The 21,969-nt window shown below is 54.2% G+C and carries 23 protein-coding genes; 18 read left to right on the top strand and 5 right to left on the bottom strand.

What is annotated here, in order from left to right; genetic code table 11:
- Positions 1–363: 363 nt before the first annotated feature.
- Positions 364–819, top strand: coding sequence for a hypothetical protein (locus QM579_RS08750; RefSeq protein WP_414998781.1), 456 nt, complete (start codon positions 364–366; stop codon positions 817–819).
- Positions 820–897: 78 nt separating this feature from the next.
- On the opposite strand, the gene QM579_RS08745 is transcribed toward QM579_RS08750, so the two are convergent.
- On the bottom strand, positions 898–1,866 hold the full coding sequence (locus QM579_RS08745) for a glycosyltransferase (protein WP_414998780.1): 969 nt from the start codon (positions 1,864–1,866) through the stop codon (positions 898–900).
- A 487-nt stretch (positions 1,867–2,353) separates the two neighbouring features.
- Here QM579_RS08745 and QM579_RS08740 point away from each other — a divergent pair, with 487 nt between their 5' ends.
- The 13 genes from QM579_RS08740 (at position 2,354) to QM579_RS08680 (ending at position 15,818) form a co-directional block, all read left to right on the top strand.
- On the top strand, positions 2,354–3,124 hold the full coding sequence (locus QM579_RS08740; protein WP_414998779.1) for a DUF4198 domain-containing protein: 771 nt from the start codon (positions 2,354–2,356) through the stop codon (positions 3,122–3,124).
- Between the two features lie 172 nt (positions 3,125–3,296).
- Entirely contained in the window at positions 3,297–3,929 is a 633-nt protein-coding gene (gene cbiM, locus QM579_RS08735) for a cobalt transporter CbiM (protein ID WP_414998778.1), read from the top strand.
- On the top strand, positions 3,908–4,786 hold the full coding sequence (locus QM579_RS08730; protein WP_414998777.1) for a cobalamin biosynthesis protein CbiL: 879 nt from the start codon (positions 3,908–3,910) through the stop codon (positions 4,784–4,786). Before cbiM ends, QM579_RS08730 begins: the two co-directional genes overlap by 22 nt.
- Positions 4,787–4,794: 8 nt before the next feature.
- Entirely contained in the window at positions 4,795–5,559 is a 765-nt protein-coding gene (cbiQ, locus tag QM579_RS08725) for a cobalt ECF transporter T component CbiQ (protein WP_414998776.1), read from the top strand.
- On the top strand, positions 5,549–6,292 hold the full coding sequence (locus QM579_RS08720; RefSeq protein ID WP_414998775.1) for an energy-coupling factor ABC transporter ATP-binding protein: 744 nt from the start codon (positions 5,549–5,551) through the stop codon (positions 6,290–6,292). The genes cbiQ and QM579_RS08720 overlap by 11 nt, the downstream gene beginning before the upstream one ends.
- Before the next feature lie 618 nt (positions 6,293–6,910).
- Positions 6,911–8,128, top strand: coding sequence for a sensor domain-containing diguanylate cyclase (locus tag QM579_RS08715; RefSeq protein ID WP_414998774.1), 1,218 nt, complete (start codon positions 6,911–6,913; stop codon positions 8,126–8,128).
- 54 nt (positions 8,129–8,182) lie between these two features.
- Positions 8,183–9,256, top strand: a complete 1,074-nt coding sequence (locus tag QM579_RS08710; protein WP_414998773.1) for a pseudouridine synthase — start codon at positions 8,183–8,185, stop codon at positions 9,254–9,256.
- An 81-nt stretch (positions 9,257–9,337) separates the two neighbouring features.
- Positions 9,338–10,702, top strand: a complete 1,365-nt coding sequence (gene der / locus QM579_RS08705; RefSeq protein WP_414998772.1) for a ribosome biogenesis GTPase Der — start codon at positions 9,338–9,340, stop codon at positions 10,700–10,702.
- 252 nt (positions 10,703–10,954) lie between these two features.
- Positions 10,955–12,085, top strand: a complete 1,131-nt coding sequence (locus tag QM579_RS08700) for a branched-chain amino acid ABC transporter substrate-binding protein (protein WP_414998771.1) — start codon at positions 10,955–10,957, stop codon at positions 12,083–12,085.
- A 119-nt stretch (positions 12,086–12,204) separates the two neighbouring features.
- Complete coding sequence (locus QM579_RS08695; protein WP_183718050.1) at positions 12,205–13,113, top strand: ABC transporter permease subunit; 909 nt, start codon at positions 12,205–12,207, stop codon at positions 13,111–13,113.
- Positions 13,114–13,115: 2 nt separating this feature from the next.
- A complete protein-coding gene (locus QM579_RS08690) occupies positions 13,116–14,339 on the top strand; it encodes an ABC transporter permease subunit (protein ID WP_414998770.1) in 1,224 nt (407 codons plus the stop codon).
- Positions 14,336–15,121, top strand: a complete 786-nt coding sequence (locus tag QM579_RS08685) for an ABC transporter ATP-binding protein (protein WP_414998769.1) — start codon at positions 14,336–14,338, stop codon at positions 15,119–15,121. The genes QM579_RS08690 and QM579_RS08685 overlap by 4 nt, the downstream gene beginning before the upstream one ends.
- A complete protein-coding gene (locus QM579_RS08680) occupies positions 15,114–15,818 on the top strand; it encodes an ABC transporter ATP-binding protein (RefSeq protein ID WP_414998768.1) in 705 nt (234 codons plus the stop codon). Before QM579_RS08685 ends, QM579_RS08680 begins: the two co-directional genes overlap by 8 nt.
- Before the next feature lie 325 nt (positions 15,819–16,143).
- On the opposite strand, the gene QM579_RS08675 is transcribed toward QM579_RS08680, so the two are convergent.
- The 3 genes from QM579_RS08675 to QM579_RS08665 all read right to left on the bottom strand — a co-directional run bounded on the left by QM579_RS08675 (position 16,144) and on the right by QM579_RS08665 (position 18,522).
- Positions 16,144–16,893, bottom strand: coding sequence for an SDR family NAD(P)-dependent oxidoreductase (locus QM579_RS08675; RefSeq protein ID WP_414998767.1), 750 nt, complete (start codon positions 16,891–16,893; stop codon positions 16,144–16,146).
- A gap of 14 nt (positions 16,894–16,907) precedes the next feature.
- Complete coding sequence (locus tag QM579_RS08670; protein WP_414998766.1) at positions 16,908–17,342, bottom strand: MarR family winged helix-turn-helix transcriptional regulator; 435 nt, start codon at positions 17,340–17,342, stop codon at positions 16,908–16,910.
- 121 nt (positions 17,343–17,463) lie between these two features.
- Positions 17,464–18,522 (bottom strand): DUF1848 family protein, encoded by a 1,059-nt coding sequence (locus QM579_RS08665; RefSeq protein WP_414998765.1) that lies wholly within the window; start codon positions 18,520–18,522, stop codon positions 17,464–17,466.
- 146 nt (positions 18,523–18,668) lie between these two features.
- Here QM579_RS08665 and QM579_RS08660 point away from each other — a divergent pair, with 146 nt between their 5' ends.
- The 4 genes from QM579_RS08660 to QM579_RS08645 are packed head-to-tail and all read left to right on the top strand — an operon-like array spanning position 18,669 to position 20,758.
- The gene (locus QM579_RS08660) at positions 18,669–18,836 is read left to right on the top strand and encodes a hypothetical protein (RefSeq protein WP_414998764.1); all 168 of its coding nucleotides are present in this window, start codon (positions 18,669–18,671) and stop codon (positions 18,834–18,836) included.
- Complete coding sequence (gene queD, locus QM579_RS08655) at positions 18,836–19,243, top strand: 6-carboxytetrahydropterin synthase QueD (protein ID WP_414998763.1); 408 nt, start codon at positions 18,836–18,838, stop codon at positions 19,241–19,243. The genes QM579_RS08660 and queD overlap by 1 nt, the downstream gene beginning before the upstream one ends.
- 29 nt (positions 19,244–19,272) lie before the next feature.
- A complete protein-coding gene (locus QM579_RS08650; RefSeq protein WP_414998762.1) occupies positions 19,273–20,112 on the top strand; it encodes a WcbI family polysaccharide biosynthesis putative acetyltransferase in 840 nt (279 codons plus the stop codon).
- A 22-nt stretch (positions 20,113–20,134) separates the two neighbouring features.
- Positions 20,135–20,758, top strand: coding sequence for a flavodoxin family protein (locus QM579_RS08645; protein ID WP_414998761.1), 624 nt, complete (start codon positions 20,135–20,137; stop codon positions 20,756–20,758).
- 423 nt (positions 20,759–21,181) lie between these two features.
- Here QM579_RS08645 and QM579_RS08640 read toward each other — a convergent pair whose 3' ends face one another.
- A complete protein-coding gene (locus QM579_RS08640; protein WP_414998760.1) occupies positions 21,182–21,679 on the bottom strand; it encodes a hypothetical protein in 498 nt (165 codons plus the stop codon).
- Between the last annotated feature and the right edge of the window lie 290 nt (positions 21,680–21,969).

The following is a 21,969-nucleotide window of genomic DNA, read 5'->3' as shown; positions in this document are numbered from 1 at the left end:
TTTGGCCCAACACTGTGCGCCTGTCTATTGGCATTGAACATATCGACGACATACTGCTGATCTGGATCAGGCATTGGACTCCCTGTAGCAAGTAAACAAAGCCTCCTCACACAAGCCCTCATGACATAGCGCGTGGGGGCTTTTTTATGCGTTGCCTTGAGTGGATGCACGCCTGCAACGGATTATAGGTTTTACGTAAAACACGCGTCATGTTGCCCAGGCCACGCCGAAATCCATTGTCTTTTCTATGGTCATTGCATAAAGTTGACAAAGTTGGCGTCATGCCCGCACGAAGCAAAATGTTTTGCCAATAAATGCGGCGCACCATAGCGTATACTGCGCACCCCTCTGAGGAGAACTTTCATGTTGAAAAAGCTTGTGGCCTTCGTTTTTGTTATGCTTCTGGCCATGCCAGCTCTTGCGGAAGAGCTGAACACCAAATATTTCACTGTCAATGTGCCCGAAGGCTGGAAGGTCATCATGCCTCCCACTGAAAATCAGGGCACCACCAGCGCCATCTTCGCCAATTCCGCCGGGGATGCCTCCGTTACTTTTGTAATTGGCCCCAACAGCGGCGCAGACAACAAAACCATCGCGGATATGTTCGCCAAACAGTTCAAGGCGACCAAGCCCCCGGTAGAAAAAAACGGTCAATACACATTCAGCTTTGCCCAGCAGGACATCACCAGCCAGGCCTGGGTGGCCTCACAGGGCGACGTGTTCATGATCACCGTCATGGCTGGCGACCGCAAATCGGCTTCTGCTTTTGTGAAAAAGCATGTTAAGAGCGCAGATTTTCCAGCTTTGCTGCCCAAATAAGAAGCATCAGCCTTTTTGATAAAAAGCGGCCATCCCCTTAAGGAATGGCCGCTTTTGCATTCTGAAAATGCCGCAATATTAACCGTGACCGCAGTCTTGCCATATTTTTTTAAGGTACAAGACGAATTTCTCATCGTATGTTGCGGTCTTCCCATGCCTTGCTCTTCTGCGACTCAGTAACTGCTTGCTACGTGCAAGGGCCTCCCATACTGGCGTATAGGCCGGATCTTCCTCAACTGTTACTTCATGATTCTTGTTTACGTCCACCACCCGGTAACGCCTGGGCACTTTCCAGTACCGTATGCACATTTGAAATAGAAAGCTGTTTACGTTGAAAAGTCCCATACCGCCTTCCTTGGGCACAAAAAGCTCGGCATGCTCCTGCCTTTTATCCAGGCCGGTGTTGGCATAATCAGTTGCGCTATTAGTGCCAAGGTCTGTGAAATAGGATGCAGAGTGGTAGTAGTACTGAGGAAAATCAGCGCAGTTCATACGCACGCCATAGTCGCCATCTTCCGCGCCATAAAGCCCGTAGTCTTCATTCCAGACGCCAAGAAGATCCGACACGGCCTTGGGAACCAGCATGCACTGCCCCTGTAGATTACTGATGCAAATACCCAGCCTCCCGTCGGGCGTCTCCATTCCCCCGGGGTTCATGTGCATCTGTTCCACGCTGTGGCTGGGCCCAAGGGTGGAAAGAGGTTTACCGTGCCGCCACAAGGCAAAGAGCCTTTCCATCCAGTCTGGCCCCTTTACACATACGTCATTGTCCAGCTTCAGATAGTAGGGGGCGTCTACGGCATCCCAACCTATATTACAGGCACAGGATATCCCCATATTTTCAGGCAGAAGAAAAAGATTGTCGATAATTCCGTCAGCTTTGAACTGTCGCAGGCGTTCACGCAATTCCGGCGAACTGCCATTGTCTACAACAGTCACTGCATACGGAATAGCAGAACTGGTTTTACGCAGGGCAAGGATGGTTTTCTGTGTAACAAGTGGCCTGTGAAATACGGGAATGGTTATATTTACAAGAGGAGAAGACACGTTTGCTCCCTTCTTTGTTAGTAACTACCTGCGCCGTACTCTGCCGGGGCAGCTACAGTCTGCCAGACAATGACTCGTTACTTTACCATATGGCATTACTGGCTGAACGCTGATGGGCACCGCGCAACTTCTGTTTGGATACGTGCCCTGAAAATACGAAACAGGCCTTCATCCCAAAACCAAGGGACAACATTTTTGCAATGCATAAAAACTTCGCTTTACGCCTGCAATATTTGCATTTTCCATAAGCAAGAAGAGGGGCAACAACTAAAAATATTACAAATATTCATACCCACCTTACCACAAAAGAGCAATCAGCCACGTTGCGCCACACAAAAGCGACACGTCAGCAGCAATGGCTTACACATGCGGACTGGTTCATACAATCTTCTTGCTACTTTTTATTTTTTTGTGCTACTGACTCTAAAGCGTCACGATGCCGCCAAACTTTATCCAAGGCCGAAAAATTCAACGGAAGGATGCAATTATGTGGAAATTCTGCTGCGCGTGTATGGCCCTTGCACTTCTTTGGGGAACCCAAGCCCAGGCCCATTTTGGTATGGTCATTCCTTCCACCCCCACCATCACGGATAAAAAAGAATCCCCCTTGAAGCTTGATATTGCCTTTGCCCATCCAATGGAGCTGCAAGGCATGCCCATGACTGAACCCAAGGCCTTTACCGTAACTCATGACGGCGCAGCCGAAGATCTCAAAAGCCTTCTCAAGCCCGCAACCATTCTGGGCAACAAAGCATGGACCGCGTCCTACGCAATCAAGAAACCCGGTGTATATCAGTTTGCTGTGGAACCGCAGCCCTATTTTGAGCCTGCCGAGGATTGCTACATCATCCACTACACCAAGACCGTGGTTGCGGCCTTTGGCGAGGAAGAAGGCTGGGGCCAGCCTCTGGGCCTCAAGACAGAAATCGTTCCTCTCACCCGGCCCTTTGCCAATTATTCCGGCAACGTTTTTCAAGGGCAGGTTTTGCTGGACGGCAAGCCTGTGCCAGGCGCAGAGGTCGAAATAGAAAGCTACAACAAAGGCAAGGGGCACACCGCACCCAACGAGTTTTATGTCACGCAGGTAGTCAAGGCCGACCAGAACGGCGTGTTTACCTATGGCGTGCCGTGGGCTGGCTGGTGGGGATTCGCAGCTCTGAATACAGCTGAAGAAAAGATGGATCATCAGGGCGAAGCCAAATCCGTTGAACTGGGCGCTGTGCTTTGGGTCAACTTTGCCGCGCCCCGCGTAAAATAAAACTGCTTCCAGTTCCGGCAGGCGCTTGCAGCTCTGGTATCCACAGGATATAATAGAAAATGTGAGCAGAATCTGTCTCAAGGCCCCATGCCGCAGTTCACGGCATGGGGCCAGGTTGCAAAAAGTTCAGACGGCATGTTCCGTATTGCCCGCTCCGGTATAAGGATAACCTATGCATATCGCCGAAGGCGTTCTGTCTCCTCCCATTCTGGCAACCGGGTACGCGCTGACAGCCATTGGCACGGCCATCGGCCTGCGCAGGCTGGACTACGACAAACTCATGACTGTGGCCATTCTTGCGGCAACCTTCTTTGTGGGGTCGCTTATACATGTGCCCATCGGCCCCTCAAGCGCGCACCTTATTCTCAACGGCCTTCTGGGCGTACTGCTTGGCTGGGCTGTCTTTCCAGCAATTTTGTCGGCATTGGCCCTGCAGGCTCTGCTTTTTCAATACGGCGGGATCGTAGTTCTGGGGGTGAATACCTTTACTATGGGCTTTTCCGGCCTTGTGGCCTGGTATGTTTTCCGCCTTCTCATTCGGATTTGGCCCGGCATGAAGGGACTGAGGGCCGCAGCCTTTTGCGGAGGAGCCATCGGGGTGTTGGGCGCGGGCCTGCTCACGGCACTGGCTTTGGCATTTAGCGACGAAGGTTTTCTTACGGCAGCGCGGCTCATTTTTCTTGCGCACCTGCCCGTGATGCTTGTTGAGGGGCTTATAACTATGTTCACAGTGGGCTTCATTGCCAGGGTTCGCCCGGAAATGTTGCACCCTTCCTGCCCTCAATGCCCGCATCATCAAGCCTGAGCGTCACCAGAACAGGAGCTTTTATGTTCTACTGCCGTCACGCCTCTGCTCACGCCGCCAGCACAAGCTGTCACACTGACATGGCCTGTGATTCTGCAATGCGGTCATGCCCTGGCGCTTTGCCCCCGTTTTCCACGTTATTTGTGACCTTTTTGCTGACTGCGGCCTTGCTGCTTCTTTTTCAGGTTCCGGCAATGGCCCACAGGGTCAATATCTTTGCCTGGACTGAAGGGCCGCAGGTTGTCGTCAAATGTGGTTTCAGTGGCGGCAGCAGCGTCAAAAGCGGCGAAATCACAGTATATGATGCAGCAACCGAAAAAATACTGCTTCAAGGCCGCACCAATGCCGAAGGCCTTTTTCGTTTTGACATCCCCCCCGCAGGAAAAGAACACGGCCTGCGTATACGCATCAATGCGGGCGAAGGGCATCAAAACGAATGGCAGATGGAAGCAGCCGAACTGGCACAGGCGCCTGCCAATGTAACAGCAGGGGCAACAGACGGGGCAACGCCAGCCCTGCCGGAGAATGCCGGAGCCTTAGATTCCCCAAAAGCGGAAGGCGCGAAGGACAGTCTGCCTGCATTGCTGCCGAAAAATCTGGGAGCACCAATAACAAACGCAACAATTTCTGGTTCCGGCCCTGTCAGCGCGGAAGAGGTACGCGGCATTGTCGATGCGGCTCTTAACGCTCAGACAGAAAAATTCAATGCGCTGCTCGACGCTCGCCTGTCTCCCCTGCGGCGCCAACTGGCAGAAATGCGCACCGAAGGGCCCGGCGTGCGCGAAATTGTGGGCGGTATGGGCTGGTTTGTAGGGTTGGCCGGGCTTGCTCTTTACTTTCGTTCACGGCGGCGTTAACAGTCGGCATGCTTGACCAACCCTTTGTTCGCCCTTCGGTCATACAGCACATTGACCCACGCGCACGCATGGCAGTTGCAGGCTTAACTGCCCTCTGCCTTTCGCTGCTGCAGAACGTGGCCGCGAGCATCGCGGGCCTGGGCCTGGGCATGTGCCTGCTGGCCCTGGCGCGCCCGCCCCTGCGGCCTCTGCTGCACCGCCTGGCAATAGTGAACATCTTTGCGCTCTTTCTGTGGTGTGTTACCCCTCTGACCATGCCGGGGCAAGAAGTGGCACGCTGGGGTATTGTGAGCCTAAGCGCCGAAGGTTTGCACCTGGCCTTGCTGGTCACTATCAAATCCAACGCCATTGTCTGTGTTTTTCTGGCGCTGATTGCCACAATGAACACGCCCACGGCAGGGTATGCTCTGGAATGCCTGCACTGTCCCCGCAAACTGGTTTTTCTTTTTCTGTTTACAGCCAGACATGTGCACGACATTGCCCAACAATGGGAGAATTTAAGCGTGGCCGCACGCCTGCGCGGATTTCGCCCGCGCACAAACATGCACACCTACCGCACGGTGGCGTCCCTTCTGGGGCTTTTGCTGGTGCGTAGTTACGAACGCTCGCAGAGAGTGCGCGAGGCAATGCTGCTGCGCGGATTTTCAGGGCAGTTCCACACGGTAGCGGTATTCAAGGCACGGCCTGTGGATGCTCTCTTTGTTCTGCTGATGCTGCTTTGCCTTGCGGGGCTTATTGTTATGGAACACCGGGATAAAATTTATGGCCTGTAGTACGGAATCGAAGCAGATCTTCAGCCTTGAGAATATCCATTTTCACTACGAGCGGGATGGTAATATTCGCCCCGTGCTTCAGGGCGTTGACCTGAGCCTTATGGCTGATCAGCACATCGGCTTCTACGGCCCCAATGGCAGCGGAAAAACAACACTTTTTCGCTGTATCACGGGCCTGATAAAACCCCAGCAGGGCTGCGTGCGCTTTCATAATCAGAAAATGCACACAGATAAGGATTTTCACAGCCTGCGGTGTGCGGTGGGTTTTGTACTGCAACATGCCGGAGACCAGCTGTTCTTCCCCTCTGTACTGGAAGATGTGGCCTTTGGACCTCTCAATCTGGGCCTTTCGCCTGAGGAAGCCCGCCAGCGGGCTTTGGATACCTTGCAGGAACTGGGGCTGGACGGCTTTGAAAACAGGCTTACCCACAGACTTTCCGGCGGCGAAAAAAAACTGGTGTCTCTGGCGTCAGTTCTGGCCATGCGGCCCGAGGCCCTGCTGCTTGATGAGCCCACCAACGGACTCGACAATGATGCCCGTCAGCGCATCATTGATATTTTGCAAAAACTTCCAACAGCCCGCATAACCATATCGCACGATTGGGATTTTCTCGCCCAGGTATCCTCTACGTACCTGACCCTGTCTCAGGGCCGCCTTGACGGGTGCGCGCCCAGCTTCAATCATGTCCACGCCCATGCACATCCTCTGGGCGACGAACCCCACGCCCATTAGGCCTTTTTCATATAGAAGCGCCTGATCGCCAGCGCCGATACAGTAGCGCACATCTTTGCCTAATATCCTATATTATATAAACATCACTAGCCACAAGAGAAAGCACACGCCACGACGCAGCCAGCTCAAGAATGAGCTCCGGCTGCGGCAACTTGTTGCCAATACCGCCCACGTGATGCCCTGGCATGATCCAGCTCCGCTGCTGTCTGCCAGCATAAAAATTCACCAGTTAACATGTAGATGGCTATAATAAAAAGACTATCTATCATGTTAACTATTTTATCATATTTCATATAAGAGCTGTTGACAGACAGCACTGGATTTTTTTCATCGTCTAGTCTAATGTTAAAAATAATACCTTTTTTTCTAATTCATACACTTTATAATTTAATATAGTTTTTCTTTTACCTGCAATTGCACCTTGTCTGAACAGCATTCGCTTTTTGTAAAAAACGGCAACAAAGGCCTTTTATGACAGCACAGTCAAAAATTGTACCTCAATTCATTCAAACAGAAGCACGCGACCCCATATGGGAGTGGCACATAGTATCAGACTATCTTTTCCTGAGTGCCGGGGCAATTGAACATCTGCAATTTCAAGAGCCTGTGCCTCGCACCATGAAAGAGTTTCTGAGCTATTGCCCTTTAGAGGGGCTGGCGCCCTACCTTGAATCGGTAGAAAAAATTCTCAATGGTTCACAAGGCCCTCACCTTGAGCTTATTTATCCTCTGGGCAAATTTATGGTACGTGCCCAGATGATGGTGCTGCAACGCGATGTTTTTGGGCGCGGCACGATCCTGGTGGGTACTCTGACAGCCATTGACCGGCAGGAAATCGAACCCGTGGTCATGCCAGTCATGAACAGCCGCCCGCTGATCAGCTCTCCTACTCCAAAAGCTGACGCCAGCCGGCTGCTGCTGGCCCTCAACGCAGCCGGCGATGGACTTTGGGACTGGGACCCCAATGCCGGCACCATATACTACAGCCCGCGCTACCTTGAAATACTGGGCTATACCAATGAAACGTTTCCTCATGTGGCGGAATCGTGGATCAAAAGGATACACCCCGACGACTTTGATAAGATTGTGCCCCTGCAAATGGAAATCGTCAGCAGCCCCGAACACGGTGACAGCTTTGAGTGTACCTACCGGATGCTCCGCGCTGACGGTAAATGGGCCTGGGTTCTGGCCCGGGGCTATGTTACCCACCGGGACGCCAATGGAAAGGCGACCCGCTTGGTGGGCCTGCACACAGACGTAACCGCCAGCCAGGGCGACCGCGCGCGACTGGAAGATCTGGTTCGTAACGATGCTCTTACCGGCCTGCGAAGCCGGGCCTATTACGGAATGACAGTAAACAGGCTGGAACAGCAAAAGGTGCGGCCCGTCAGTGTTCTCATCTGCGATATGGACGGCCTCAAGCTGATCAACGACCATCTGGGACACCACGAAGGCAGCAAGATGCTCTGTCAGGCTGCGCTTATTCTGCGTGACAGCCTCTCTGCTGTTGACTGTATCGCCCGAATGGGAGGCGATGAATTCGCAGCCATCCTGCCAGAATGCTCACAAAGTGAGCTTGAAAGCGCCATCGCACGCATTAAAAGTTCCTTTGAAGCACACAACACCAATTCTGACAACATTCCCACCCGAATGGCCATCGGAGGCGCTTGCGCCGAGGATATGAACACATCACTGGACGAACTGCTTGTTATCTCTGACCGCCAAATGCTGTGCGCAAAACTCGAAGGACGCACAACGTGGCGTGAACACGTTAAAAACTGGATTGAAACGCGCACAGACAAAATTGTGCAGCTTGAAGACTGCCGCTATATGTAGCGGCTGGAAGGCATGCCCCTTGACGCGGGCTGTGCTTTGCGACAAAGTGTGCCCATGTCGGACGATAACCCTCCCCCTACTCTGGCCGTGGACTCTCCCGCAACTGAATACCCCGTTGTGCAGGAGACCGAGAGCGGCCAAAAATTACTTCAGTTTTTGCAGCGCCGTCTGAATCTCCCTCAAGCCATGCTGCACCGTTGGGTGCGCACTGGTCAGGTGAGAATAAACGGTGGCCGATGCAAACCTTTTTCTCGCGTACAGGCTGGCGATACTGTTCGCCTGCCGCCTTTTGCCATAAGGATGTCCGCGCAGTGCGATTCGGCGCTGCCAGACCCCGTACGCGAAGCTCGCAACGATAAAGACCCTGAAAGCGCACCGCCTCTGCCTCCTCTTGTGGGCACCAGCGGGTACCTGTGGGCCTTTGACAAACCCGCAGGGCTGCCTACCCATCCCGGTACCGGACACGAAGACAGCCTGACAACACGGCTGGCACAGCATTTTTCAGAAGCAAGCTTTATGCCCACCCCTGTACACAGGCTGGACAGGGAAACTTCTGGCATTCTGCTTGTGGCCGCATCCTATGCAGCCCTGGATGAAGCCCAGCGTGCCCTGCGCGGACAGCACATGATCAAGGAGTACGTGGCCTGGATTACAGGCCGCTGGCCCCATGAAGAAACCTGCCTTGTGCGGCATTTTTTGCGCAAGGACAGCGTGCGTGGCTTCGAAAAAATGTGCGCGGTAAGTGCGGACGCCCCCGAAAGCAAAGAAGCGCTTTGCCTGGTACGGCCCATACAGATTGAAGACGGAGCAAGCCTCGTGCAGATTCGCCTTCTTACAGGCCGCACGCACCAGATACGCGCCCAGCTTTCAAATCTGGGGCACCCTGTGCTTGGCGACGCCAAATACGGCACGGGCCGGCCTGGAACCGCACTGTATCTGCACGCGTTGCGGATGATTCTGCCCGAAAGCCCGCCTTTTACCAGCTTGCCTGCCTGGACAGGCCAACGTGCCCTGACCGCCTTGCCTGAACCCATTGACTGTGGCACCGCCCTGGCCTTGCCGCCGGCCCCCCAGTGTGGGGTCTTCCCATTGAACGACGATGGTGCTACAATTTCTCTTTTACATTAGAGTCCGCGCTGGCGGGCCATATTAAATGCGCCCCGCGCACTGCAAGCGGCCTCATCTTCAGGCCGCCACAAGGTTATCGTCATGGCTGAAAATCTGCCACGCATCATTCTTGTGGGCCGCCCCAATGTGGGCAAGTCCACTTTGTTCAATCGTCTCATCCGCAGCAATCGCGCTATCACCCACGACAGGCCCGGCATCACCCGCGACCGCATGGACGGCGTGGTTCGGCGCAAGGACATGCCCGTTTTCGGCATCGTAGACACGGGCGGCATTACTCTTGACGCTCACGCTACGGTGGTTGAAGGCCCGGAAGGCATTCGCGGCTTTGAGCAGGATATTCTGAACCAGACCGAGGCTGCGTTGAAAGACGCTACGGCCGTGGCCTTTGTTGTGGATGGCCGCGATGGCCTGCTGCCGCTGGACGAACATCTGGCTGCACATGTCAGGCGTAAAGGCTTGCCCACGCTTTGTGTCGTTAACAAAGTTGACGGCGCGGAGCATGAAGACGAGCGCATGGCCGAGTTTCACGCCCTGGGCTTTCCCCTGTTGGCGGTCTCTGCCGAGCACGGCCACAACATGAATGCCCTTGTTGAAGACCTCACCGCCCTGCTGCCCGAAGAAAGCTCCGAAGAGCCTCCGGCCCCGCCGACACTGCGTCTGGCCATGCTCGGACGCCCCAACGCGGGCAAATCTTCTCTCATCAACGCGCTGTCAGGCGAAGACCGCATGATTGTTTCCGATGTGGCTGGCACCACACGGGACAGCGTGGACGTGCGCTTCACCAAGAATGGCAAGGACTATACCTTTGTGGATACGGCGGGGGTTCGCCGCCGCACAAAAATTACGGATAGCGTTGAAAAATTTTCAGTCAACTCGGCCATCAAGTCGACCACCAAGGCAGACGTTACCGTTCTGACCCTGGATGCCACAGAAGGCGTGAGCCAGCAGGACAAGCGCCTGATGGACATGCTCAACACGCGCAAGACTCCCTTCATGATCCTTATCAACAAATGCGATCTTGTTCCACGCAACGCATTGGATCAGTTGAGAAAAAATATCAACGAACTGCTGTCCTTCTGCCAGCATGTGCCTGTTTTGCTGGTTTCTGCCCTTTCGGGTAAAGATCTGGGCAAGATTTTGCCTCTGGCGCAGAAAATTCATGAAGAATGCAGCGTCCGTATCTCCACAGGCAAGCTCAACCGCGCTATGGAAGAAGTACTTACCCGCCACCAGCCCCCCGTGGTCAAACGGGTGCGGGCCAAGTTCTTCTACCTTACCCAGGCTGAATCCCAACCGCCGACCTTCGTCTTTTTCGTGAGCGACGCCGAGCGGGTGCCCGAAAGCTACACGCGCTACCTTGAACGGGCTCTGCGAAAAATCTTTGAAATCACCCACGCGCCCATGCGCTTGCACATGCGCTCAAGCCACAAGAAAAAAACTAAATAGCGCCGTTTCTGACGGTCAGTTCCTGACAGGGCACGGCTGTCACACAGCTCTTGTTTGCAGAAGTTCGAATGTGAAAAACCCGCATTCGAACTTCTTCTTTTACGTCGCACACAATCCTGCCCATCTCCCAGTTGAGACTTGACAAACGCCGGAACCTCGCATTGACAGAAGGTCTGCAATAAGGCAATAAAAAAGCCTTCATCTAATCTGACGTGCAAAGTCTGCGCGCACAATTTCTCGTAGGAGGGGCAGATGAAAAAAGGTATGACATGGCTTGCCGCAATGGCTGTTTGCGTGACTTTGGCCGCGCCTGCTCAGGCTGCTGATCCCATCAAGATCGGCGTTCAGGGTGCTCAGTCCGGCGATCTGGCCTCTTACGGCGTGCCCAGCTTGAACGCTGTCAAGATCGTCGTGGACGAAGCCAATGCCAAGGGCGGGCTGCTTGGCCGCACCATTGAAGTGGTGGCTCAGGACGACCAGTGCAAGCCTGAAATGGCTACCAACGCTGCAACCAAACTTATTTCCGATAAAGTTGACGCCGTTGTCGGCCCCATCTGCTCCGGCCCCACCAAGGCTTCGCTGCCAATGTTTCAGGAAGCCGCTCTTATTGCAGTGTCACCCACTGCCACCACGCCCGGCCTGACGGAAGACGGAAAGAATTCGCTCTTCTTCCGCACAGTGGCCAACGACAATGCCCAGGCCTCGTTGACCAGCGACTTCATGCTCAACAACCTCAAGGTCAAAAAAGTCGCCTACTTGCACGATAACGGCGACTACGGCAAGGGTTTTGCCGACAAGAACCGCGAATTAATGGAAAAGGGCGGCACGGAAACCGTGCTTTTTGAAGCCGTTACTCCTGATGCCGTGGACTTTTCGGCTGTGGTGCGCAAACTGCGCCGCGCCAAGCCCGACATCATTGTTTTCGGCGGCTACCAGCCCGTGGCCTCCAAGCTGTTGCAGCAGATGCGCCGCGACAACCTGAAGACCCCGCTCATCGGCCCCGACGGCGTGAAGGACGAAACCTTCCTCAAGATGACTGGCAAGGACAGCGAAGGCACCTACGCCTCCTACCCCAAGGATACCAGTACCCTGCCCGAATACAAAAAGGCGCGTGAAGCCCACATCAAGGCTTTCGGCAGCGAACCCGGCTTCGGCTACTACAACGCCTATGCAGCGGCTCAGTGCCTGCTGGCCGCGATGGAAAAGGCCGGCAGCACCGATACCGCCAAGATCAAGGAAGTTCTGCGCGAAAACCAGGTGGACACCCCGCTGGGCAAGCTCAGCTTCAACGCCAAGGGTGATGCCGCTGGCATGGGCCTTTCCATTTACCAGGTCAAAGACGGCAAGTTTGTGGAACTCGACCACAGCATCGTCCTTGAATAGATGATCAAGGGGGGCGCGGCCAAGGCCGCGCCCCCGTTTTCGCACGCATTTTCGGCCCTGGCCGACGGCACAACGGAACTTATGCCAGTGAGCAACTGACTTCTGGCACGCGGGACGGCATGGATATCCAATTTTTTATAGAACTTTTCTTTGGTGGACTCACCAGAGGCAGTATCTACGCGCTCATTGCCCTGGGGTATACCCTGGTTTATGGCATTATTGAGCTCATCAACTTTGCGCATGGCGAAATTTACATGCTCGGTGCCTTCACGGCCCTGTTGGTAGCCGGAGTGCTGGGCGTGTATGGCTTCCCCGCCGGGGGCATTCTGATAGTTGCAGCCCTGGCGGCCATCGTCTGGTGTGCGGCATACGGCTACACGCTTGAAAAGGTGGCTTACAAGCCCTTGCGCGGCGCCCCCCGCCTTTCGCCCCTTATTTCCGCCATCGGCATGTCCATTTTCTTGCAGAACTATGTGCTGCTGGCTCAGACGGCGGACTTTGTGCCTTTTCCGAACCTGCTTCCGGAAATGGAATTTCTTGACCATATCGGCAACGTTATGGGTCCCAGTGATTTTCTCATTCTGATGGTCAGCACCCTGGCCATGTTGGCCCTTTCGCTCTTCATCCGCTACACCAGAATGGGCAAGGCCATGCGCGCTACGGCGCAGAACCGCAAAATGGCTCTGCTGCTGGGCATCAACGCCGACCGCATTATTTCGCTGACATTTATCATTGGCTCGTCCCTGGCGGCTCTGGGCGGCGTGCTCATTGCCTCCCATATGGGGCAGGTCAACTTTGGCATTGGCTTTCTGGCGGGTCTCAAAGCCTTTACGGCGGCAGTGCTCGGCGGCATCGGCTCCATCCCCGGAGCCATGCTTGGCGGCCTTGTGCTGGGACTGGCCGAAAGCTTCACGACTGGATACTTTTCGGGCAACTATGAGGACATGCTGGCCTTTGCCATACTGATCCTCATCCTTATCTTCCGGCCCGACGGCATTCTGGGCAAAGCCAAAGTGCAGAAGGTGTAGCCATGCAAAGAGTTATCAAGGCCGCTGTGGCGGCACTCTGGTTCATGCTGCTCACGCTGCCCGTTCTTGGCATCAAGCTGAATACCATCGAACGCACCGTCACCTGGCGTCTGGATCGTATCGTACTTTTGGGCATAGCTATTTTCGGGCTTGCCCTGCTTTGGGACTGGTGCTTCTCACGCAAGGCAAGAGGGCTTGCCATCATCAAGCTGCCTGATGGCTTTGGACTTGGACCCGCCGTGGCTGCCATGTCGCAGAAGCCCAAGCTCATGATGACCAGTCTGGCCGTTCTTGCGGCAATCATGATTGCCATGCCGCTGGTGAGTTCGTTTTATCAGACCAACATCATGATCTCGGCCTTGCTCTACGTGATGCTGGCTCTGGGTCTGAACATCGTGGTTGGCCTTGCCGGACAGCTCGTGCTTGGCTATGTGGCTTTTTATGCCGTGGGCGCTTACGCTTATGGCCTTCTGCACCAGTTCTTCGGCTTTGGCTTCTGGGTATGCCTGCCCATTGGCGGCTTTGTAGCTGTTATCTTTGGTCTGGCCCTGGGTTTTCCCGTACTTCGTTTGCGCGGCGACTACCTCGCCATTGTCACGCTTGGTTTTGGCGAAATCGTGCGTCTGGCACTGCAAAACTGGACCAGCCTCACAGGCGGCCCGCGCGGCGTGAGCGATATTCCCCGCCCCGGCTTTTTCGGCATGCAGATGGACATCAGCACCAGCACTACCTATGTGTACTATCTTGTACTGGTGGCGGTGGTGGTTACCATCGTGGTTATCAGCAGGCTCAAAAACTCACGAGTGGGCCTGGCGCTGCAAGCCCTGCGCGAAGATGAAATAGCTTGCGAAGCTATGGGCATCGACATCATGCGCGTCAAACTTTCGGCCTTTGCCCTCGGCTCCTGCTGGGCTGGCTTTGCCGGAGTTATTTTTGCGGCCAAGACCACCTACATCAATCCGTCAAGCTTTACCTTTATGGAATCAGCCATGATTTTATCAATGGTGGTGCTTGGCGGTATGGGCTCCATTACGGGCGTGGCCATAGCGGCTCTCATTCTCATTCTTGCGCCAGAATATCTGCGGGCCTTTTCGGAATATCGCATGCTTATTTTCGGAGCCATCATGGTCATCATGATGATTTTCCGGCCTCAGGGCCTTATCAGCGGTGAACGCCGCCGATACCGCATCAGCGCCCTCCACGGCACTGAAGGAGGCCGCCAATGAGACCCGTGCTTGAAGTTCAGGATCTGTCGCAGGATTTCGGTGGTCTGCGGGCGCTCAACGAATTGTCGCTCACAGTCAACAGTGGTGAAATTGTAGCTCTTATCGGCCCCAATGGTGCTGGTAAAACCACATTTTTCAACTGTGTGACAGGCATCTACACCCCCACCGAGGGCAAGATGTTTCTTCACGACAGCCAGGGCGACCCCCAGCTGCTCAACGGCAAAAAGCCGCATGTCATCACGGCTATGGGCATGGCCCGCACCTTTCAGAATATCCGCCTTTTCAGCGATATGACAGTGCTTGAGAATGTTATGATTGGCCGCCACTGCCGCACCAGCGCGGGAATTCTTGGCGCAATCATGCGTGATGGCCGCAGCCGCCGCGAAGAACAGGAAAGCATCGACGCAAGCTATGCCCTGCTGGAACTTGTGCGCCTGCAAGACCTCTGGAACGAAACCGCCCGCAACCTTCCTTACGGCGCGCAGCGTCGCCTGGAAATTGCCCGCGCTCTGGCCACAGAGCCGCGCATGCTGCTGCTGGACGAACCCGCTGCAGGCATGAACCCGCAGGAAACCAACGAGCTCAAGGATCTGGTCTGCTCTATCCGTGACGACCAGCAGCTTTCCATTCTGCTGATTGAACACGATATGGGCATGGTCATGTCTCTTTCAGACCGTATTTACGTTATGGAGTACGGTTCGTGCATCGCCACCGGCAAACCCGAAGAAATACGCGCCAACCCGCGCGTCATCAAGGCATACCTGGGAGAAAGCGATGCTTGAGCTGCGTAACGTTGATACCTTTTACGGCAATATCCAAGCCCTGCGGGACATTTCGCTCAAGGTGGATGAAGGCGACATCGTAACCCTTATCGGGGCCAACGGTGCGGGCAAGTCCACCACCCTCATGACTGTGTGCGGCATAAACCGTCCCCGTCAGGGTGAAATATTCTGGTACGGCAAGCCCATACACACGCTGCCTCCGCACGAAATTGTGGCTCTCGGTATTTCTCAGGTGCCGGAAGGCCGCTTGATCTTCCCTGATTTGAGCGTGCGTGAAAATCTGGATCTCGGGGCCTTTTTGCGGCAGGACAAGGACGGGGTCAAGGACGATCTGGACTATGTGTTCAGCCTGTTTCCTATTCTTGCAGAACGTCGCAAGCAGGCAGGCGGCACGCTTTCTGGCGGCGAACAGCAAATGCTGGCTATCAGCCGCGCCCTGATGGGACGCCCCAAACTGCTGCTGCTTGACGAACCTTCGCTGGGGCTTGCGCCTATTATCATTCAGCAGATTTTTTCCATTATTCAGAAGGTCAACGCCAACGGCACCACGGTCTTTCTGGTGGAACAGAATGCCAACCAGGCTCTGCGCATTGCCACCCGTGGCTATGTGATGGAAAATGGCCGCATTGTCATGAGTGACAGCGCCGCCAATTTGCTGAAAAGCGAAGAAGTGCGCACCGCCTACCTGGGCATGTAGCTCGTGGACCTTTAACTCTGCTGATCAGGTCTGTTTGGGCCCGGTACATATATTTGGCGTGGCGTTCTCCGGTGGAGGGCGCCACGCCTGCTTTTTCATAACTTCGCCGTACTAGGGGCTGTTCCTAAATAAATGATTTTGCGCAAGGGCAAAGGAAAAGGCTTTTTTACGAGAGGAGTGTACTTTTGCGGTACATGACGTGAGTAAAAAATAGCCTTTTGACGCAGCCAGTTGGACAAAAGAATTATTTAAAAACAGCCCCTAGAGCAGGGTAACTTTGAAAAAAGTTAACAGCTCCAGCATCACAAATCCATGCCAAGCTGCTCTATCTTGCAGTATATCCGCCATCCACAGGGTAAAATCCGCCAGTGATGAACGAGGCTTCGTCCGACAAAAGAAAAGCTGCCGTCCTGCCGACTTCATACGGTTCGGCCATACGTCCCATCGGGTGCGTTGCCGCCATTTGCTGACGCACATCATCCGGCAGTTCCTTCATGCGTGGTGTATCCACATATCCCGGCGCGATGGCGTTAATGCGCACCCCCGCCGTTGCATACTCCAACGCGGCTGACCGGGTCAGGCCGAGTACCGCATGCTTTGCTGCGGTGTACGGCGCAATGCCGGGTATGCCTGCTGCTCCGTTTACAGCTGACAGGTTGAGCACCGCGCCGCCCCCAGATGCCATTATGGCGGGTATGGCGTACTTCATGCCGTAAAAGACGCCGCTCACGTCCGTCTGCATGACATCCTGCCAGTCATCTATACTGTAGTCGCAGATGGATACGCCGTGCGGCCCGGTAATGCCCGCATTGTTGACCATGTAATGAAGTGCCCCGAACCGCGCCATTACAGACTCAATTAGCTTCTTCACTGAAAGATGGTCTCTGACATCAACTTCCATTGCTACAGCCCGCGTGCCTGAAGGATCAATGCGCCGTGCGGTTTCGGTAGAGCCAGAAAGCCTACGTGCCGTAATGACGACAGTAAGGCCGCTCTCGAACAAAGCCTGCGCGATTGCTTCACCAACGCCAGTGGAAGCCCCGGTAACGATTGCGATACTGCCAGTAAACTTCATCCGCCTGTCCCTTTTTAGTTTCGCTCTTTACAGCAGGAATCTTCCGAATCTGTAATCTTGCGGCAAAGGTCAGAAAATATTTTGATTTCCTCTGGCGACAAAGAACCTTCTATACGCACGAGAATTTCATTTCTGAATTTTTCGGCTCGCTCAAGAAAGCTCCTGCCCTCGGGTGTGATGGATATGTGGTACGAACGCCTGTCATGCTCGCTCCTTCTCTGTTCTATGTATTTTTTATCAAGCAAACGCTTGGTCAACTTTGATGCACCCGACTGCGATATACCCCGGATAACGGCCAGTTCCTTGGTGGTTTTGCTTTCGCAGGATGCCAGCGCGTCCAGTACCTGATACTGTGCCGTGGATACGCCGCCAACGCTAAACCTGTTAAGCGCGCTTATTATCAAGCATTGAAAGGGAATATAGGATTCTTCGAGGTATTCGCCGTGCATTGCTACTCCGTATTTTGGTATGCCAGAGCAATTATATGACTGAAGAAATATATGACCAGATCACATATCAGTCAACACGCTCCCCAAAACAGAAGATCGCAGCCATTTGGAAAACTACTCCTTATTCTCCAGCAAAGCCGCTCGGCATGGCCGCTATGGACTCCCCGTCCACATTATGTGCATGAAAATTTTTGCTCGCCGCCACTTCTGAAGTGTTGGCATAGCAGTAGACGCAGCCGTGCGGGCAGGTATTGTACTGGCCTACGTCTTTACAGGGTACACACAGGCAGACCGCCCGCTGGCCTGGATCACGGGGATAATCTGCCCCCGGAGGCGAACCGAAAGCACCGGGCACGCCCGGCAGCGCCATTTGCTCAGCAACGGCAAGGCCAAAAAGATCCAGTATGTCAGGATGGCGGGAAGTCAGGCGAAGTATGAGTTCAGGGTCAGTGCAGCGGTTGTGGGCCACGCCCTGAGCAGACAGATCTGCCTTTTCGCCACAGGTGAAGGCCCGCATGCCGTACCTTGCGCTGATGGCTGCGATGTCCGACGCCATATGGCGCATTTCATCAGGCGTAAAATCTCTCCAGATCACACCTTTGCGCCGCAAATTGCCAGCCACTTTGCGGTAAGGGGCAATGTCGGCAAAGCTGAAAACAAGCTTTGTTGTGCAGCCCGTGAGAGATTGAGCCAGCCGCTCCAGCCGTTCCAGCAGGTCTTCACAGGTGAGCATGCGGCAGCCGGGGTTGGCGGCCAGCATAAGAGGATCGAATCGCCATACCACACGTTCCGGCCCCAACAAATCCGCCAGTTGGCGGAATGTCTCTACCCGTTGAGAAATTGGCGGCAGTCCCGGCTCCCATCCTTCAGCTTCATAATCATTGAGCGTGAACTGCATGTAGTAGGCAAAAGCGCGAGCCTCCAGCTCTGCCTGATACCGGATAAGGGGTTCGGGATTTTTGCTCCAGAAGACAACGGCGCGGGCCCGGGCCAACGACACATACTGCGGTTTGCCGCTGAATGGATTGATCCAGCACGCGTACCCGGCCTCCAGCCTTTTCATGAACCAGGGCATGTAAAAAGCCGGAACATCCGTGGCGCGGCTCACCGCCAGCAGCAAGGGGGCCACGGCCCGCACTGCGCCGGATCCGGTATTGATGGTAACAAGGGGCCATTTCATGAAGCCAGTGTGGCAAGGGCGCGGGCAGGCGTCAATACGCTTCTGAACGGCTGACGGCCCGTAAGCTTGTTTTGACAAATCTCACGCAGTTGCTATTCTCGCAAAAGAAAAGCCCGAGGGCAAAACCCTAAAAATGCTGGTATTACATGTCTTTTTTCTCCTGGCTGCAGCGCATTTTCACTCCTCCATCCACGGGCGACCCTGATCTGGACATCGAACCTTCCAGCTTTCAGTGGAACCAGAACGCACGTATTGTGCTGGCCATCATTGTTGTCATTTTATCGGCCTTCGTGGTCTACAGGATATTGTCCTGATGTCAAAAAAACTCTGGCGTCTCACGGTGCGTGATGATTTTTCCGCAGGGCACGCGCTGCGGCACTACGAAGGCAAGTGCGAGCGCATGCATGGCCATAATTTTGCTGTTGAGCTTACCGTAGAAGGCGAAAAGCTTGCTGCTGGCACCGAAATGCTGCTCGATTTCAAGGTGTTGAAAAAAGGCCTCAAGGCAGTGCTGGACGCTCTGGACCATCGCCTGCTCAACGAGACTCCGCCCTTTGACCGCATCAATCCTTCATCGGAAAATCTGGCGCGCCATATCTGGCAGGGCATGGAAGCGTTGCTGGCAGCTCACACCGACCCGCAGGCACAGCTTGTACGCCTGTACAGCGTTACTGTTTCTGAAAAAGGCGCGCAAAGCGCAACCTATCTGGAAACAAGCTAGGCCAGCCTTACCCGCCACGGAAAACTCCCATGCCAAAGGCTCTCTGTCTTCTGCACGCCAATTGTCAGGGCGAGGCGCTACGGCCATTGCTGGAGAACACCCCGGCCTTTGCGAAGCGCTTTGCTATCCGCCATTACGTCAATTACACGCGGGAGAATATTGACGACGGCGATCTGAGCCAGTGCGCGCTCTTTCTTTATCAGCGCCTTGCCCCCAAATGGGGCGACATTTCCACCGGGCAGATTCTGCCTCGCCTGCCAAAGAATTGTCAGTCAATTGAAATTCCAAATCTTTTTTTTAAAGGATATTGGCCGTTCTGGACCAACAAGACGGACATCAACTTTGGCGACAGTTTGCTTGAAAGCCTGCTTGCGCGTGGTTTGACACCGGAAGAAGCGTTGCACGTATATTTGCGCGCCACGCCAGCCATTATGGGCGATGTGGCCGCCGAGGCGGAAGAAAGCCTGCGGCGCGAAGAAGAAAAACAGGCCGAAAGCCCTATTGTTTGTGCACCATTATTGCGTGAGCTGTGGCAGCAAGAGCAACTTTTCATCACCGTTAACCACCCTGGCCGCACCTTGCTGTTTCATATGGCTGACAGCCTGTTGCGCTTGCTGGGTTTGGGCGGTCTGCCGCAAGAAACCCGGCGCGCCTACGTGCACCCGCTTGAAGACTTCTGGCTGCCCATACACCCCAAAGCTGGAGCAATTTTACAATTGCCCTTTGCCTCCGGCACACGGCGCTACCCCGCATACCAGACCAGCCTGACCCATGCGCAATATACTGGCTGTTATCTGGCATGCAGGAATCACAACACCACGGATCTGTTAACTTTTTTAAAAAATCTGCCGCCCGAGCATGATGCCTGAACGGCGAAAAAAGGAGTTCTTTATGAAGGTGCTTCTTATCAATGGCAGCCCGCATCCCAAGGGCTGTACTTTCACGGCGCTGTCTACTGTTGCAACCCAACTGGAAAAAAACGGCGTCGAAAGCCAGATGATCCAGATCGGCTCCAAAGCCATTCGCGGCTGTATTGCCTGTGGTAAATGCAAAGATACGGGCTACTGCATTTTCAAAGATGATCAGGTCAATGAAGTTATTGACCTGCTGCGCGCCGCTGATGGCGTGGTTGTTGGCTCCCCCGTGTACTATGCCGGCCCCAACGCCACACTCTGCGCGCTGCTTGACCGTGTGTTCTTCATGAAATCCGCGCCCTATGCCTTCAAGCCCGCAGCAGCCATCGTAAGCTGCCGCCGCGGTGGAGCCAGCGCCTCTTTTGACAGGCTGAACAAATACTTCACCATTGCCCGCATGCCCGTAGTTTCTTCACAGTACTGGAACTCCGTGCACGGCAACAATGCCGAAGAAGTGGTGCAGGACAAGGAAGGCATGCAGATCATGCGTACCCTTGGCGACAATATGGCGTGGCTTGTCAAATGCATTGCCGCTGGCAAGGCCGCCGGAATCAACCCGCCCACGCCTGAACCCTGGGATGCTACCAACTTTATCCGTTAGACAGGGTTGTCACGAGCGCCTTTTCGGTTAGTGACGACACTGCTTGAAGCCTTTTATCTGTAATTTGCTTTAAGCGGATTAACGTTAAGCTGCTTCAAGGATTTCCGCGTAACGGCTTCCCTGAAAAACAGAATGTAAAAAGCCCGAAGACGCAAATGTCTTCGGGCTTTTTACAATGAACTGCAACCCTTTCGCGGTTATCACCAGCTGAATGAGTTGGCGTCCATAACAGATAATCCAGCTTGCTTTAACGCTCCCCTTACATGTCCGGCCCACAAGTAAAGCGGTTGCGGGCAGAACAGGGAGAAGACGTCTTTTGAAACAATCTCCGGGTAATCTTCAGAAAGATGCTCTTGCGCCAGAGACAAGGGAAAAATGATCTTTTACGCAACCAGCTGGACAAAAAGGATTATTAAAAAATCCTTAAGGCTGTTGCGGCTTCAAAGGCATAAGGGCCTTGTAAGGTCCGCGTATGTTGTACACAAAGTTGGCCATTTTAAGATCACCACTGACCAGCATCATGAGCAGCACCCCGGAAGCCTTGTCTTCCCGCACAATCCCGTAGCCTTTGACGCCCTGCTGCTCAAAAGTGAACTCCCACTGGCCCTGACGCTGTACCGGAGTACTTCCCCCCAGGCGCTGCGCATTGGCCTTGACCGCGGCTTCGGCTTCTCCAGCCTTGGCAGGGCCGACGATTATGAGTATCGAGGCTTTATGGTCCTTTTGGCCAAGCAGAACCTGAATGGCATCCTTCACTTTACCTGGGCCGTTAACAATTACCCAGTCCGCGGGCAGTTCAATGCTGTAGTATTTTGTAGTCACAGGCACTGCCTGAGCACTGCTGACCAAGGGCGACAGGCCCCAAAGAGCCAGAAGGCAAAACAGCACCCATGTAGTTTTTAAACGGCTAAAAAAAAGCATGGCGTTCTCCATTATTTTCTTGAGCAAGTATTTTGAAATTGCTCTGCATCAGCCTGAGCAGCTACCCGCCAAGCGCAGGAAGCATCAGCCGCTCAGAGGCGTGCCTGATATGGCAGTTGAAGTGTCCACAAGCAGGGCAGCAGCATTGTTTATTTATACCAACAAATGGCAGAAAGAGCGCTTTCAGGTTTTTAACATACGAATTCTTAACGGCAATTTGCCCTGACAGAGCTTACCTGAATCACTTTACGGACCACGGGCTTTCGTGTCCACAAAAAGGCCTTCGCCAC

The organism is Desulfovibrio sp. (assembly GCF_047607245.1).
Lineage (GTDB): Bacteria > Desulfobacterota > Desulfovibrionia > Desulfovibrionales > Desulfovibrionaceae > Desulfovibrio.
This window is presented reverse-complemented; position numbering and strand designations above follow the sequence as displayed.

Bases quoted from the DNA above. Each gene is read 5' to 3' on its own strand.
- QM579_RS08750 (WP_414998781.1), top strand. From the start codon at position 364: ATGTTGAAAAAGCTTGTGGCCTTCGTTTTTGTTATGCTTCTGGCCATG.
- QM579_RS08740 (WP_414998779.1), top strand. From the start codon at position 2,354: ATGTGGAAATTCTGCTGCGCGTGTATGGCCCTTGCACTTCTTTGGGGA.
- cbiM (WP_414998778.1), top strand. From the start codon at position 3,297: ATGCATATCGCCGAAGGCGTTCTGTCTCCTCCCATTCTGGCAACCGGG.
- QM579_RS08730 (WP_414998777.1), top strand. From the start codon at position 3,908: ATGCCCGCATCATCAAGCCTGAGCGTCACCAGAACAGGAGCTTTTATG.
- cbiQ (WP_414998776.1), top strand. From the start codon at position 4,795: ATGCTTGACCAACCCTTTGTTCGCCCTTCGGTCATACAGCACATTGAC.
- QM579_RS08720 (WP_414998775.1), top strand. From the start codon at position 5,549: ATGGCCTGTAGTACGGAATCGAAGCAGATCTTCAGCCTTGAGAATATC.
- QM579_RS08715 (WP_414998774.1), top strand. From the start codon at position 6,911: ATGAAAGAGTTTCTGAGCTATTGCCCTTTAGAGGGGCTGGCGCCCTAC.
- QM579_RS08710 (WP_414998773.1), top strand. From the start codon at position 8,183: ATGTCGGACGATAACCCTCCCCCTACTCTGGCCGTGGACTCTCCCGCA.
- der (WP_414998772.1), top strand. From the start codon at position 9,338: ATGGCTGAAAATCTGCCACGCATCATTCTTGTGGGCCGCCCCAATGTG.
- QM579_RS08700 (WP_414998771.1), top strand. From the start codon at position 10,955: ATGAAAAAAGGTATGACATGGCTTGCCGCAATGGCTGTTTGCGTGACT.
- QM579_RS08695 (WP_183718050.1), top strand. From the start codon at position 12,205: ATGGATATCCAATTTTTTATAGAACTTTTCTTTGGTGGACTCACCAGA.
- QM579_RS08690 (WP_414998770.1), top strand. From the start codon at position 13,116: ATGCAAAGAGTTATCAAGGCCGCTGTGGCGGCACTCTGGTTCATGCTG.
- QM579_RS08685 (WP_414998769.1), top strand. From the start codon at position 14,336: ATGAGACCCGTGCTTGAAGTTCAGGATCTGTCGCAGGATTTCGGTGGT.
- QM579_RS08680 (WP_414998768.1), top strand. From the start codon at position 15,114: ATGCTTGAGCTGCGTAACGTTGATACCTTTTACGGCAATATCCAAGCC.
- QM579_RS08675 (WP_414998767.1), bottom strand. From the start codon at position 16,893: ATGAAGTTTACTGGCAGTATCGCAATCGTTACCGGGGCTTCCACTGGC.
- QM579_RS08670 (WP_414998766.1), bottom strand. From the start codon at position 17,342: ATGCACGGCGAATACCTCGAAGAATCCTATATTCCCTTTCAATGCTTG.
- QM579_RS08665 (WP_414998765.1), bottom strand. From the start codon at position 18,522: ATGAAATGGCCCCTTGTTACCATCAATACCGGATCCGGCGCAGTGCGG.
- QM579_RS08660 (WP_414998764.1), top strand. From the start codon at position 18,669: ATGTCTTTTTTCTCCTGGCTGCAGCGCATTTTCACTCCTCCATCCACG.
- queD (WP_414998763.1), top strand. From the start codon at position 18,836: ATGTCAAAAAAACTCTGGCGTCTCACGGTGCGTGATGATTTTTCCGCA.
- QM579_RS08650 (WP_414998762.1), top strand. From the start codon at position 19,273: ATGCCAAAGGCTCTCTGTCTTCTGCACGCCAATTGTCAGGGCGAGGCG.
- QM579_RS08645 (WP_414998761.1), top strand. From the start codon at position 20,135: ATGAAGGTGCTTCTTATCAATGGCAGCCCGCATCCCAAGGGCTGTACT.
- QM579_RS08640 (WP_414998760.1), bottom strand. From the start codon at position 21,679: ATGCTTTTTTTTAGCCGTTTAAAAACTACATGGGTGCTGTTTTGCCTT.